Source organism: Stenotrophomonas maltophilia group sp. Smal12, assembly GCF_037079935.1.
Taxonomy (GTDB): Bacteria; Pseudomonadota; Gammaproteobacteria; order Xanthomonadales; family Xanthomonadaceae; genus Stenotrophomonas; species Stenotrophomonas sepilia.
The window spans coordinates 1-14,072 of the sequence record NZ_JBAWUK010000048.1 but is presented as its reverse complement, the minus strand read 5'-3'; the positions used below and the strand labels follow the sequence as shown (position 1 = coordinate 14,072).

Here is a 14,072-nt window from a genome sequence, read left to right as displayed (position 1 = left end):
GTAGCCCCGCCCTCTCGCCGGTAGCAAGGGTGCATTCACACTTTTTCCGATGCTGCAACACAGCATGAGGTCGGCGGCGCGAATGACGAATTCAGCACAAAAGTTGACGGGCGTGCTGAACACGCTGAATCCACCACCGCTACGGGCTATGAGCCCTTCACGAAGGGCGCTTCGGGGCACTTCCGGAACCCGCAAAAATGATTAAAATCGCCAAGTTTTCCATTGGCCGGACCGGCATGAACGCACCTTCCTCCTCCCCTGCCGCCAGCGACGCTCCGCGTCCGGGCGCGCTGCTGTCGCCGGAACTGCCGGCGTCCCCCAACCCGTTCCGCCAGGCCATCACCGACGCCTGGTTGAAGGACGAGGCCAGCCACGTCCGCGACCTGCTGGCGCAGGCCCGCCTGCCCGCCGAGGAACAGGCCCGGGTGCAGGCGCTGGCGGCCGACCTGGTCGGCCGCGTGCGCGTGCGCGCCAAGGACCAGGGCGCCATCGAAGCCTTCATGCGCCAGTACGACCTGGGCAGCGAGGAAGGCGTGCTGCTGATGTGCGTGGCCGAGGCGCTGCTGCGCATTCCGGACCAGGACACCGCCGACAAGCTGATCCGCGACAAGCTGGCTGATGCCGACTGGGAAAAACACCTCGGCGGCAGCGACTCGGTGCTGGTCAACGCCTCCACCTGGGGCCTGATGCTGACCGGCAAGCTGGTGCAGATGAACGACGCCACCCGCGCCGATGCGCCCAGCGCGTTCAAGCGCCTGGTCGGTCGCGTCGGCGAGCCGGTGGTGCGCCTGGCCGTGCGCCAGGCGATGAAGATCATGGGCCACCAGTTCGTCATGGGCCGCACCATCAGCGAAGCCCTGGCGCGCTCGCACAAGGGCGACAACGCCAGCTACCGCTATTCCTTCGACATGCTGGGCGAAGGCGCGCTGACCATGAAGGACGCGCTGCGCTACCTGGAAGACTACCGTCGCGCGATCCACGCCATCGGCGGCGATCACAAGGCCCGCGGCGGCCGACCGGACGGCGACGTCAACAACGCGCCCGGCATCTCGATCAAGCTCTCGGCGCTGTACCCGCGCTACGAGCACGCCAAGCGCGAGCGCGTGCTGAAGGACCTGGTGCCGGGCGTGCTGGAACTGGCACAGCTGGCCAAGAGCTATGGTATCGGCTGCACCGTCGACGCCGAAGAATCCGACCGCCTGGAACTGTCGCTGGACATCATCGAGCAGGTGTTCTCCGACGCCTCGCTGTCCGGCTGGGATGGCTTCGGCGTGGTCGTGCAGGCCTACCAGAAGCGCACGCCGTACACGATCGACCACCTGGCCGACATGGCGCGCCGCGCCGGTCGCCGCCTGCAGGTGCGCCTGGTCAAGGGCGCCTACTGGGATGCCGAGATCAAGCGCGCGCAGATCGAAGGTTATCCGGGCTACCCGGTGTTCACCCGCAAGCAGAACACCGACGTGTCCTACCTGGCCTGCGCCAAGCGGCTGTTCACCCATGCCGACGCGATCTACCCGATGTTCGCCACGCACAACGCGCACACCATCGCCGCGGTGCGCAGCATTGCCAACGGTGGCGTGTACGAGCACCAGAAGCTGCACGGCATGGGCGATGACCTGTACGCCGAAGTGGTGCCGGCCGACCGCCTGGGCCTGCCCTGCCGCGTGTACGCCCCGGTCGGTTCGCACGAAGACCTGCTGCCGTACCTGGTGCGCCGCCTGCTGGAAAACGGCGCCAACTCCAGCTTCGTCAACCGCATCACCGACGAGCGCGTGCCGATCGCCGACCTGATCCGCGATCCGGTCGAGATGGTCGCCTCGTTCGCTTCGATTCCGCATCCCAAGATCCCGCTGCCGGTTGACCTGCTGCGCAGCCAGAACCACGACAGGAAGAATTCCATGGGCGTCAACCTCGCCAACGACAACGAACTGCGCGCCCTGGCCGAGCAGATCAACGCCGCGGTGAAGCCGTGGCAGGCTGCCCCGCTGGTGCCGGGCGCCAGCCCGGCCGGCGCCGCGCTGCCGGTGACCAATCCGGCCGACACCCGCGAGGTGGTCGGCCAGTGGCTGGCCGCCGATGTCGCCACCGTGCAGAAGGCCCTGGCCAACGCCGTGGCTGCGCAGCCGGCCTGGAACCGCACCCCGGCCGCCAGCCGCGCCGCCATCCTCGAGCACGCTGCCGACCAGCTGGAAGCGCGCATGCCGGAGTTCATGGCGCTGTGCGTGAAGGAAGCCGGCAAGAGCCTGCCCGACAGCATCGCCGAAGTGCGGGAAGCCGTGGATTTCCTGCGCTATTACGCCAAGCAGGCACGCGAGCAGTTCAGCCACGCCGAGAAGCTGCCCAGCCCGACCGGCGAATCCAACGAACTGCAGCTGCATGGCCGCGGCGTATTCGTCTGCATCAGCCCGTGGAACTTCCCGCTGGCGATCTTCCTGGGCCAGGTCGCTGCCGCCCTGGCCGCCGGCAACAGCGTCATCGCCAAGCCGGCCGAGCAGACCAACCTGATCGGCTACTACGCGGTAAAGCTGCTGCACGACGCCGGCGTGCCGGCCGAGGTGGTGCAGTTCCTGCCGGGCGACGGCGCCACCGTCGGTGCCGCGCTGACCGCCGACCCGCGCGTGGCCGGCGTGGCCTTCACCGGCTCCACCGATACCGCCCGTGCGATCAACCGCGCGATGGCCGCCCGTGACGCCGCCATCGGCGTGCTGATCGCCGAGACCGGTGGCCAGAACGCCTTCATCGCCGACTCCTCGGCGCTGCCGGAACAGCTGGTCAAGGACGCGATCGGTTCGGCCTTCACATCCGCCGGCCAGCGTTGCTCGGCCGCGCGCGTGCTGTTCGTGCAGGACGACATCGCCGACAAGGTGATGACCATGCTGGCCGGCGCGATGAAGGAACTGAAGGTCGGCAACCCGGGCCTGCTGTCCACCGACGTCGGCCCGGTGATCGACGCCGATGCGCTGAAGATCCTGCAGGACCACGCCGAGCGCATGGACCGCGAAGCACGCCTGATCGCCGCTGCCGAGCTGTCGGCCGACACCGCCCACGGCACCTTCTTCGCGCCGCGCGCTTACGAACTGAAGGACCTGGGCCAGCTGCAGAAGGAAGTGTTTGGTCCGGTCCTGCACGTGATCCGCTGGAAGGGCGACCAGCTCGATGCGGTGATCGACCAGATCAACGCCACCGGCTACGGCCTGACCCTGGGCGTGCACTCGCGCATCGACGAGACCGTGGACCGCATCAGCAATGGCGTCCATGTCGGCAACGTCTACGTCAACCGCAACCAGATCGGTGCGGTGGTGGGCGTGCAGCCGTTCGGCGGCCAGGGCCTGTCCGGCACCGGCCCGAAGGCCGGCGGCCCGCACTACCTGCTGCGCTTTGCCACCGAAAAGACGGTGACGGTGAACACCACCGCCGCCGGCGGCAACGCCTCGCTGCTGACCCTGGGCGACTGATCGCCGGCTTGATGCGGCAAACAAGAAACCCCGCGAACGCGGGGTTTTCTGTGCTTTTTTCCTGCTCGGCTTTCCTGGCGCGGCCGAGCGTGGGCTTGGCTACAGAGGCTGGGCCACACTGAACCGATTGTCCGCCCGCGTCGCCAGCTCGCGCTGCACGCGTGCGATGCGCGTTTCCAGGTCGCCCTCCAGCAGCACATGCTCGACACCCTCTGCCTGCAGCTGCTCCAGGTACCACGCATGCTGCTGCGCCCGGAAGGCTTCGCCTACGCGCGTGCCATCCTGGTCAAACGGAATATCAGGCGAGCACAGGAACAGCAGGTCGTAGCGTCGTCGTGCCGCTTGCCGCAGCGGCTGCGGCGCCATGCCAAACATCCAGCCGCTGTAGCCCAGCGTCACCAGCGGCGTGGTATCGCAGAACAGCCAGCGATGCGCCCGCCGCGCAGCCTTGTCTTCATGCTGCGGCTGGGTCATGGCGATGCGAAGCAGATCGTCCGGCACCAGGTCGCCGCCCTGCTGCTCCCAGAGCGTGCGGCCATACTCCGGCACCCACGCGGTCTGCAGGCGTTCGGCCATCACCCGCGCCAGCGTGGTCTTGCCACTGGACTCGCCACCAATGAAGGCCACGCGCTGCACGTAGTCCGCATACACCTCGGCAGAAAGGCTGTGCCGATGCGCATGTGGATCGGCACGCAGCTGGGTGCCGCTGGCTTGGCCGACATCCCGCGCGCTCCAGCCGTTCATGACGTACCGGCGCGTCGAAGTGCATGGCCAGCGCCTGCGCGAAGCCGTCGCCGTAGTCCTCACCGGTGTACACCGCCTGCACCGGCCCACCGAACAGGCTCAGGCACAGCCAGGCGGTGAACTCGCGCTGCACGTGCTCATCGTCGCTGTCCTGCGGCAACGTGCGGACCGCTGCGCCCCGCTGCACGCACAATGCCGCCAGCCGAACATCGTCAAGCACCGCCACCGTGGCCTGCGGAAACCGGGCGCGCAGCCAACGCTCGCGGCGCACGACGCTGTAGCCGGGGAAGCCCGGCTGCGACCAGCCAATCACCAGCAACTGCTGGCAACGCGTGGAGGCGAATTCGATCAGGCGCTCGTGGCCAAGGTGCAGCGGGCAGAACTTGCCCACCACCAGGCCGCGGGCAACGCGCTCAGGCAACGGCATCGGCCGCCCTGGACGCATCGCGCATCAGCTGCCGCCAATGGCGCAGCGCCACCAGCGCATTGATCCAGAAGCCCACATACAGAATCGAGGTCAGGTGCAGGCCACGGCTGTAGTACAGCGGCACCGCCACCGTGTTCACCAGCAGCCACACCCACCACGATTCCAGCTTGCGTCGCATCATCAGGATCTGCGCGATCACACTCAACACCAGCACTGCCGAATCGATGTAGGGCGCATAGGCGTTGGTCAGTCGGGTCAGCATCCAGCCGTAGCCGAAGGTGGCCACTACCGCCAGCGGCGCCAGCCAGGCCCAGGCGCGCGGCCGCAATGAAGTGATCGGCAACGGCGCGCCATGGTCACCGCGCAGCCACTGCCACCAGCCCAGCACGCTGATGGCGATGAAGAAGAACTGCAGCACCATGTCCGCGTACAGGTGCGAGCGCCCGAACACGGCGGCGAACAGTGCGCAGCCAACGATGCCCAGCCACCAGGTATGCACGTTGTTGCGGCCGGCCAGCAGGATCGAGCCGGCAACGGCGATGTTGGCCACCAGCTCCAGCTGGAAGTTCGAATCGGACAGGTTCATCGCGCCATTGTCGCGTAGATCCACGCCCGGCGTGGATGCTGCGGCACCCTGTCCACAAAAGGAAAGCCCCGCTTGCGCGGGGCCCTCCGTGTGCTGCGTCAGGCCAACGCCCGAATCAGAACTTGTACTGCAGCGAAGCCGCCAGCACGTCGCCGCTGACCTTGTACTTGCCGGTCACGGTGTTGCCGGTGTCCGAGGTCGAGGTGATGTTCGGATCCTTGGTGAACAGGTGGGTGTAGCCCACGCTGTATTCCATCTTGTCCGAAGCGGCGTAGGTCATGCCCAGCGACAGCCACTTGCGGGTGGTGTCCGGCACGCGCACGTCGCGGTGGGCATCGGTGGTCGGGGTCTGGTCATAGGCCAGGCCGCCGCGCAGGGTCAGCTTGTCGTTCACGCGGAAATCGGTACCGATCGACGCGAAGGTGGTGTCACGGTAGTGGAACGGCAGCACGCTGTCCGGCTGGTTGGAGTCGTAATCGACGACGAGCTGGTCGAACTTGCTCCACGCGGTGCGCGTGACTTCAGCCATGATCTGCCACTGGTCGTTCACGCGGTGGGTGAAGCCCACGGTGGCGCTGGCCGGCAGGGTGATGGTCGCGCGACCATTGCTGTCGATGAAGGTACCCGGGGCAGCCGTGGCCAGGAAGGCCGCCGCATTCTGCGGAATGGTGAAGTCCGCCTTGCCGTCGGTGATCTTGTGCTCGACCTTCGAGCGGTAGCTGAAGGCGATGTTGGTGCCTTCCACCGGGGTGACGGTCATGCCCAGGGTGTAGCCGACCGACACTTCATCGCCCTTGATGCGCAGGTAGCCATCGGCGGTGCCCGGCGAGAAGCCGAGCTGGGCGGCCTGGCGTGCAGCCGCCTGCGACGCCGCCGCAGCCTGGGCCGCGGTGCCGCCGGCAGCCAGCACACGCGCCGCAGCGGTGCGCTGGGCAGTGGCGTTGATCGCGGTGCCGGTGTCGACAGCGCTGGCCAGGTCGACGTTCAGGCGCTCGGCGAACACCGAAGCACCGAACGACAGGTACGGGTTGACGTCATAGGAGAACGCCACGCCCAGGTCGATGGCCTGCAGCTCGGTCTTGACGCCGTTGTAGCGGCCGACCCAGTCGCGGTCGTATTCGGTCTTGAAACCGAACGGCACGGTCAGCGAAGCACCGAAGTGCATGTTGTCGTTCTCGCCGAACGGCACGTGGAAGTACGCGGCCGGAACCGGGGCGATCATGCCGGCGTCGCCGCCGTTGCCACCGGAAATCGGCGCGCCGTTGGCGTACTTGCCCTGGCCGCGGAACTTGGCGCCGAAGCTGATGGCGCTGACGTCGCCCTGGACCAGGGTGCCATCGAGCAGGCGCATGGACGCCGGGTTGGTGGCGATGACCGAGGCGTCACCTTCGGTCGAGGTGGAGCCGGCGAACGCGCGGCCCAGGCCCTTGGCGCTGTTTTCCTTCAGCTGGAAGGCGGCAGCATTGGCATCGGCGGCGGCCAGCGCACCGGCAACGCCGACGGCCAGCAGGGTCAGTCGGGCAATGGTGGAAGCGGTTTGCATCGTAGTTCTCTCTCTCCGGTAAGCGGTGATGGTGCTCTGAGTGCGCCTGCGCCCGACCGGCCCTGAAGCCCTTCGGAGCGCGCCGGATTCCCCTCCCGACATACGACGCCGTATGCGAGTATTACCCAGAGCCGTTAATGAAACAATAACAGCGCAGGCGGTTTTCCCGTCTCGAAAGCTGAACAGGACCGTCCCCGCCGAAAGCGGCGCACGCTAGGCTATTGGCATGTTCGTCTCGCTCCCGTCCCGCAAGAAGGCGGCCCTGCGCTGGGCCACGCCCGTGCTGTTCGCGTCACTGTGGCTGGCGTTCCTGTGGTCGATCTCGCGCCCGGACGACGCCCGCAACAGCCTCTGGCTGGACTGGGGCGCCCTGTCCACCGGCCTGACCCACCCGCTGGACTGGTGGGCGACCCTGCAGGACGGCAGCGTGCTGCGCCTGTTCACCGCCCTGTTCCTGCACGCCGACTGGTCGCACCTGCTGGGCAACCTGGTGTTCCTGCTGATCTTCGGCCTGCCGGCCGAGCGGGTGCTGGGGCCGTGGCGGCTGCTGCTGCTGTTCCTGGTGGGCGGCGCGGTATCGAACCTGGTGGCGATCTACACCATGGGCAGCCCGGACCAGATCATCATCGGCGCCAGCGGCGCGGTGTCGGCGCTGATCGGCGCGTATCTGGCCCTGTTCCCGGGTGCGCGGCTGGGCGTGGTGATTCCGCTCGGGCTGTTCCTGGAGTTCGTACGGGCCCCGGCCTACCTGTTGATCGGTGTCTGGGCCGCGCTGCAGGTGGTGTTCGCCCACATCGGTCCCAGCTTCGGCATGGTGGCGTGGTGGGCGCACATCGGCGGTTTCGTGTTCGGCGTCGTGTACGGGGTCTACGTGCGGGCTGCGATCGCGCGCCGCCTGCGCAAGCGGCACGGGTTCTGACCCCTGGTAGCGCCGGCCGCTGGCCGGCTCCACGCTCACCCGCCCGTTCGTAGATCAGTCGAGCATGGCTCGACTCTACAGAATCAGGGCTTGGCTGGGACCGGAGCGGGCTTTGCTTCCGGCTTTGCTTCCGGCTTAGGTTCGACCTTCGCTTCCGGCTTCGCCGCAGCGGCCTTCGCCGCCTTGGTCGCATCCGCCTTCGCGGCTTCGGCCTTCAACCGTGCGGCCACCGAACCGGGGTTCTTCAGCTCGGCCAGCGCGTCGTTGATCGGGCCGTCGCCCGGCAGCACCGCACCGGCGTGGTAGCCCTCGGTGCCTTCGTCATCGCCGCGCAGATGGCCCGGCAAGGTGGCTTCGCTGTAGTCGCTCAGGCTGGCCGGCAGTGCATCCTCGGCCGGCGTGGCGGCGGGTTTCAGCTCGACGTCCGGCACGATGCCGGTGGCCTGGATCGATTTGCCGCTGGGCGTGTAATAGCGCGCGGTGGTCAGCTTCACCGAATCGCCATTGTCCAGCGGCAGCACCGTCTGCACCGAGCCCTTGCCGAAGGTGCGGCTGCCGACCACGCGCGCGCGCTTGTTGTCGCGCAGCGCACCGGCCAGCACTTCCGATGCACTGGCCGAGCCGGCATCGGCCAGCACCACGACCGGCGCGCCCTTCAGCAGGTCGCCCGGGGTCGCGTCGAAACGGGCGTCGCTGATGCTGATCCGGCCACGGGTGCTGACGATGTTGCCCTTGTCGAGGAGATCGTCGGCCACCTGCACGGCGGCCGTCAGCAGGCCACCCGGGTTGCTGCGCAGATCCAGCACCAGGCCCTTGAGCTGGCCACCCGACTGCTTCTGCAACTGCTGCACATGCTTCTGGAAGTCCGAACCGGTATCGGCCTGGAACGTGCTCAGGCGGATATAGCCATAGCCCGGCTCGAGCAGGCGGCTGCGCACGCTGGTCACACGGATGGTCTGGCGGGTGAGGCCGACATCGAACGGCTTGGGCCTGCCTTCGCGCACGATGGTCAGCACCACCTTGCTGCCGGCCGGGCCGCGCAACGGCTCGCTGGCATCGATCGCACTGATCGGCTTGCCGTCGATGGCGATGATCAGGTCGCCAGCAAGGATGCCGGCCTTGGCCGCCGGCGTGTCGTCGATCGGCGAGATCACCTTCATGCTGGCGTTGTCCGGCTGCTGCTGCAGCTCGACACCGATGCCTTCGTAGGCGCCATTGGCCTGCTCGTCGAAGGCCTGCGCATCTTCCTTGTTGAAGTAGGTGCTGTGCGGATCGAGGTCGAGCAGCAGGCCACGCACGGCCGACTGCATCAGCTTCTTGTCATCGACCGGATCGACATAGGCCGCACGCACCGCGTTGTAGACGGCCACGAAGCGGCGGATTTCCTCCAGCGGCACCTTCGAGGTCACCGCCTCCTCGCTGTTCGCTGCCTGCCCGCCGGTTTCCTGGCTCGGAGCGGGCGCGGTCTGCTGCGCCCAGGACAGCGCTGGCAACAGGGCCAGCAAGAGGGTGGCGGTACGGGCTGCGCGCATGGAGCACTCCTGTCGACGTTGGCATCGTGCTCAAGGCACATGGGCCGATTATGCGCGAAGCACGGCTAAATTCCCGTTGAATCCGCAGTGCATGCGGCGAGCCCGGGTTCAGCGCCGCTGCAGCCAGCTGTCCGGATTGACCGGCTGCCCGCCACGGCGCAGCTCGAAGTACAGCGCGGTCACGCCCTGGCCGCCGGAATTGCCGACCTTGGCCACCGCATCGCCACGGCTGACCCGCGCGCCGGCATCCTTCAGCAGGGTGTCGTTGTGCGCGTACAGGCTCATGTAGCCGTTGCCGTGGTCGACGATCAGGATCATGCCGTAGCCGGTCATCCAGTCAGAGAACACGACGGTGCCATCGGCCACGGCCGTGACCGTGCTGCCGGCTGGCGCGCCGATCAGCACGCCGCTGCTGGTGCGGCCGTCGGGCAGCTTGCCGCCGTAGCGTGCCAGCAGGTTGCCGGACAACGGCCAGCCCAGGCCACCGACCTTCGGCGCCGGTGCCGATGCCACCGCAGGCGGCACCTTGGTCGGCGGCGGCGGTGGCCGGCCCTGTGCCGCGGCCTGGCGCGCGGCACGCTCGGCGGCGGCCTTCTCCGCGGCCGCGCGGCGCGCAGCGGCCCGGCGCTCGGCCTCCGCACGGGCCGCAGCAGCACGCAGGTTGGCCAGCAGTGTTTCCAGCGCCTTGGCGTCCTGGCCCAGCGCCTGTTCCTTCTCGCGCTGGTCCTTGAAGCGCTCGTCCAGCGAGGCCACGGTCCTGGCGCGATCGCGACGGTCGGCCTCCAGCGCCGCAGCCTGCTGCTTCTGGTCCTGGTGCGCGCCCTGCAGCTTCTGCTTGCGCTCGGCGATCTGCGCCTGCAGCGCTTCCAGCTCCTTCAGGTCAGTGGTCAACGCGGTGATGCGCTGTGCCCGCTCGCGCTGCAGGTAACGATGGTAGGCCAGGGCACGATTCGCATCGGCCACGGTGTCCTGCGACAGCAGCAGTTTCAGCGGTGCGTGGTTGCCCAGCTGATAGGCCGCGCGCAGCAGCCCGGCCAGTTCGCGGTGCTGCTGGGCGAGGTTGCTCTGCAGGGTGCTGCGGCGCTGCTCGGCCTCGGCCAGGGCCTGGGCCTGCTCGCGCAGCGCCGCTTCGGTCTGCGCAAGCGCGCGCCCGGTGCGTGCCACCTTCTCGTCGGCCTCGCGCAGCTGCTGCGACGCCTGCCCGCGCTGGCCCTCGATCTGCCGTCGCTCCTGCGCCACGCCCTTCAGTTCGGTACGCAGCTTCTGCAGCTTGCGCTCGGTCTCGCGGGTGGTCTGCGCAGCACCCGGCAGCGGCAGGGCCAGCGCCATGGCCAGCCCCAGCAGCAGGCAGCGACCGCCGCGAGCAGCGGCGATGTGATGTCGGCGTGATGGGAAGACGTTGTCGCGCAAGGGCTTTCCAGTGACTTCAGGCAGTTGCGGGGGCTACCGGGGAATGGTGACATCTCCGCACGCGGCCTGCCAGCCGCACATCTCTCGAGGTCTCCATGAAAACTCTTTCCATTCCGCTGCTGTTGGGCGTACTGCTGGCCACCGGGCCGGTCTGTGCCCAGGAGAACATCAGCAAGGTCAACGGCAGCATCAGCGCCGAACCGGGTCAACGCTACGGCAAGCTGGACACCGTCAACGGCGGCATCCGCATCGGCGAAGGCGTCGAGACCGGCAGCATCGACACCGTCAACGGTGGGGTGAAGGTTGCCGACCGCGCCCGCACCGGCAAGATCGAAACGGTCAACGGCGGTGTGCGCCTGGGGCGCGAAGTGATTGCCAGCGGCGGTGTCAGCACCGTCAATGGCAGCATCTTCAGCGATCGCGGCAGCCAGATCGAAGGCGGCGTCGAGACCGTCAACGGCGGCATCGGCCTGGTCGAGAGCCGCGTCGGCAAGGATGTGGAGACCGTCAATGGTGACATCACCGTCGGTATCGGTTCGCAGGTCAACGGCGGCGTGCATGTGCGCAAGCCGAACTTCAGCATCTCGCTGACCGCCAGCCGCAAGCCCCGCGTGATCATCGGCCCCAACGCGGTGGTCCGCGGCCCGCTGCAGTTCGAGCGCGAAGTTGTGCTGTACGTGCATCGCACCGCGCGCATCGGCCCAGTCACCGGTGCCGAGCCGATCCCGTTCGACAGCGAAACCGCCCCGGCCGACTGAACCCGCCGGAACCGCCGCTTCGGTGATACTCGCGTGTACCGGCCGCGCCTGGGTGCGGCCGCCCTTTGTTTTCCAGGAATCGACGATGCCCCGCAAACTCCTCCTGTGCCTGGCCGCTGCGGCCGCGCTCAGCGCCTGCAAAGGCCAAGACACGCCGGCCACCGCGCCGGCCACCGATACCGCTGCGGCGAAGCCGGCCGCCCACCAGTTCTCGCCGGAAATCAACGCCGGCGACTTCGCCGAGATGGTCAAGACCCTGGCCTCGGATCAGTTCGAGGGCCGCGCCCCGGGCAGCAAGGGCGAAGAACTGACGGTCAACTACATCCGCGACCAGATGCAGCGCATCGGCCTGCAGCCCGGCAACGGTGACAGCTGGTTCCAGGACGTGCCGATGACCGAGACCACGGCCGACGAATCGACCGTGCTGAAGATCACCCAGGGCGGCAAGACCACCGAACTGAAGTTCGGCACCGACATGGTGGTGGGTACCCGGACCGGCCAGGCGGAGGTCAAGATCGATGCCAGCGACCTGGTGTTCGTCGGCTACGGCGTCGACGCACCGGAACAGAAGTGGAACGACTACGCCGGCCAGGACTGGAAGGGCAAGACGGTCGTGATGTTCGTCAACGATCCGGGCTTCCATGTTGACGACGCGAAGCTGTTCGACGGCAAGCGCATGACCTATTACGGCCGCTGGACCTACAAGTTCGAGGAGGCCGCGCGCAAGGGCGCCGCCGCAGCACTGATCGTGCACGACACCGCCGGCGCATCCTATGGCTGGGACGTGGTGAAGAACTCCTGGGCCGGCCCGCAGTACGACCTGCCGGCCAAGGATGACCCGGAAGCCCGCATTCCGGTGCAGGGCTGGCTGAGTGCCGACGCCGCCAGGGCGCTGTTTGCCGGTGCCGGCCTGGACCTGGCCCAGGCTTACAAGGATGCGAGCAAGCGCGGCTTCAAGCCGGTGCCGCTGAAGGCCACCGCTACGGTCGACCTGAAGAGCCAGATCGCGCAGAAGCAGTCGCGCAACGTGGTGGGCGTGCTGCCGGGCAGCAAGCGTGCCGACGAGGCCGTGCTGTACATGGCGCACTGGGATCACCTCGGCAAGCACGAGGGCGAGACCGGTGACAACATCTACAACGGCGCCGTCGACAACGCGACAGGCGTGGCCGGCATCCTCGAAGTGGCCGAAGCCATGGCCCACCAGGATCCGAAGCCAGAGCGTTCGGTGGTGTTCCTGGCGGTGACCCTGGAAGAATCCGGCCTGCTGGGTTCGAAGTACTACGTTGCCCATCCGACCTTCCCGCTGGACAAGATCGCCGGCGTGATCAACATCGATGCGATGTCGGTGGCCGGCCGTGCCAAGGACGTGACCGTCACCGGCTTCGGCAGCTCGGAACTGGAGGACATCCTCAAGCCGCTGGCTGCTGCCCAGGACCGCACGCTGCATGGTGAGACCTCGGTGCAGAGCGGCTTCTACTTCCGCTCGGACCACTTCAACTTCGCCAAGGCCGGTGTGCCGGCCCTGTACGCCGATGGTGGCGAGGACCTGCGCGAGGGCGGCGTGGACGCAGGCCGCAAGGCCGCAGCGGACTACGGCGCCAACCGCTACCACGGTCCAAAGGACGAGTTCGACGCGGCCACCTGGAAGCTGGACGGCACGGTCGAGGACCTGCAGCTGATGTATGGCGTGGGCAAGGAACTGGCCGCGGGCGATCGTTGGCCGAACTGGTATGCAGGCAATCCGTTCAAGGCCGCCCGCGACGCGATGATGAAGGACAAGGCCCCGGCCAAGTAACAGCGGGCCTTGCTCGACTGAACATGATTCAAGCCTGAGCGGCGCCCCACGGGGCGCCGCTTTTCTTTTGCGTACCGTCGGCGGCAGATCCACGGTTGGTGTGGATCTGCCGGTAGTGCCGGCCGCTGGCCGGCAAACGATTGGTAGCGGCCAACCTTGGTTGGCGCCATGCTTCCTCGCGGAGGGCATCCACGCATGGCGTGGATCTACCGGGCAATGCAACGCCATCGGCTTGCCGGCCAGCGGCCGGCACTACCGGCGTTTCCTGCGCACAAAGAAAAACCCCGCTGCGCAAGCAGCGGGGTTTTGGGTGTAAACCCTGGCGATGACCTACTCTCGCATGGCTTGAGCCACACTACCATCGGCGCAGCTGCGTTTCACTTCCGAGTTCGGGATGGGATCGGGTGGTTCCACAGCGCTAATTTCACCAGGGAGACGGTTGCAGCAGCGCTTGCAGCGCCAGCTTCGCGATCTTGCCCGTGGGGCGGAAGGGACCCGGAAAATGCGGCGCCTTCACTTAATAAGAAAAACCCCGCTGCGTGAGCAGCGGGGTTTTGGGTGTAAACCCTGGCGATGACCTACTCTCGCATGGCTTGAGCCACACTACCATCGGCGCAGCTGCGTTTCACTTCCGAGTTCGGGATGGGATCGGGTGGTTCCACAGCGCTAATTTCACCAGGGAGGCTTTTGGAGAGTCGCACTCGTCCCTGTGGGACAAGGCGCCAGCCTCGCATAGTTCTTGTGACGTAGCGTGCACTTGGATGCTCTTACGACGTTGTCGTAAAGCCAAGGCAACTTGAGGTTATATGGTCAAGCCGCACGGATCATTAGTATCAGTTAGCTCAATACATTGCTGTACTTACACACCTGACCTATCAACCACGTAGTCTACATGGTTCCTTC

The 14,072-nt window shown here is 67.2% G+C and carries 10 protein-coding genes and 3 rRNA genes; 5 read left to right on the top strand and 8 right to left on the bottom strand.

What is annotated here, in order from left to right; genetic code table 11:
- The first annotated feature begins 236 nt into the window (after positions 1–236).
- Positions 237–3,455: a bifunctional proline dehydrogenase/L-glutamate gamma-semialdehyde dehydrogenase PutA gene (gene putA / locus WDC87_RS17630; RefSeq protein ID WP_197648312.1), complete on the top strand. Its 3,219-nt coding sequence runs from the start codon at positions 237–239 to the stop codon at positions 3,453–3,455.
- A gap of 99 nt (positions 3,456–3,554) precedes the next feature.
- Here the strand turns inward: putA and WDC87_RS17625 are convergent, their stop codons facing one another.
- A complete protein-coding gene (locus tag WDC87_RS17625; RefSeq protein WP_229766834.1) occupies positions 3,555–4,199 on the bottom strand; it encodes an ATP-binding protein in 645 nt (214 codons plus the stop codon).
- Between WDC87_RS17625 and WDC87_RS17620 the strand changes: the two genes are divergently transcribed.
- Complete coding sequence (locus WDC87_RS17620; RefSeq protein ID WP_229766833.1) at positions 4,198–4,689, top strand: hypothetical protein; 492 nt, start codon at positions 4,198–4,200, stop codon at positions 4,687–4,689. The two genes, WDC87_RS17625 and WDC87_RS17620, sit on opposite strands and share 2 nt — an antisense overlap.
- On the opposite strand, the gene pnuC is transcribed toward WDC87_RS17620, so the two are convergent.
- Entirely contained in the window at positions 4,613–5,212 is a 600-nt protein-coding gene (gene pnuC, locus WDC87_RS17615) for a nicotinamide riboside transporter PnuC (protein WP_053505024.1), read from the bottom strand. The genes WDC87_RS17620 and pnuC overlap by 77 nt on opposite strands.
- A 115-nt stretch (positions 5,213–5,327) precedes the next feature.
- Entirely contained in the window at positions 5,328–6,755 is a 1,428-nt protein-coding gene (locus WDC87_RS17610; protein WP_252745048.1) for an outer membrane protein transport protein, read from the bottom strand.
- Between the two features lie 226 nt (positions 6,756–6,981).
- On the opposite strand from WDC87_RS17610, the gene WDC87_RS17605 reads away from it, so the two are divergent.
- A complete protein-coding gene (locus WDC87_RS17605) occupies positions 6,982–7,674 on the top strand; it encodes a rhomboid family intramembrane serine protease (RefSeq protein ID WP_049471500.1) in 693 nt (230 codons plus the stop codon).
- A gap of 83 nt (positions 7,675–7,757) precedes the next feature.
- Here the strand turns inward: WDC87_RS17605 and WDC87_RS17600 are convergent, their stop codons facing one another.
- Positions 7,758–9,206: a S41 family peptidase gene (locus tag WDC87_RS17600; RefSeq protein ID WP_053505022.1), complete on the bottom strand. Its 1,449-nt coding sequence runs from the start codon at positions 9,204–9,206 to the stop codon at positions 7,758–7,760.
- Positions 9,207–9,314: 108 nt separating this feature from the next.
- Positions 9,315–10,535: a peptidoglycan DD-metalloendopeptidase family protein gene (locus tag WDC87_RS17595; RefSeq protein ID WP_268233551.1), complete on the bottom strand. Its 1,221-nt coding sequence runs from the start codon at positions 10,533–10,535 to the stop codon at positions 9,315–9,317.
- Between the two features lie 176 nt (positions 10,536–10,711).
- Between WDC87_RS17595 and WDC87_RS17590 the strand changes: the two genes are divergently transcribed.
- Positions 10,712–11,374, top strand: coding sequence for a hypothetical protein (locus WDC87_RS17590; protein WP_049471493.1), 663 nt, complete (start codon positions 10,712–10,714; stop codon positions 11,372–11,374).
- 85 nt (positions 11,375–11,459) lie between these two features.
- Positions 11,460–13,169 (top strand): M28 family metallopeptidase, encoded by a 1,710-nt coding sequence (locus WDC87_RS17585; RefSeq protein WP_053505020.1) that lies wholly within the window; start codon positions 11,460–11,462, stop codon positions 13,167–13,169.
- Positions 13,170–13,486: 317 nt separating this feature from the next.
- Here WDC87_RS17585 and rrf (WDC87_RS17580) read toward each other — a convergent pair.
- The 3 genes from rrf (WDC87_RS17580) to WDC87_RS17570 all read right to left on the bottom strand — a co-directional run.
- Positions 13,487–13,601 (bottom strand): 5S ribosomal RNA (gene rrf / locus WDC87_RS17580).
- 133 nt (positions 13,602–13,734) lie between these two features.
- A 5S ribosomal RNA gene (gene rrf, locus WDC87_RS17575) occupies positions 13,735–13,849 on the bottom strand.
- 126 nt (positions 13,850–13,975) lie between these two features.
- A 23S ribosomal RNA gene (locus WDC87_RS17570) occupies positions 13,976–14,072 on the bottom strand; the annotation flags it as partial.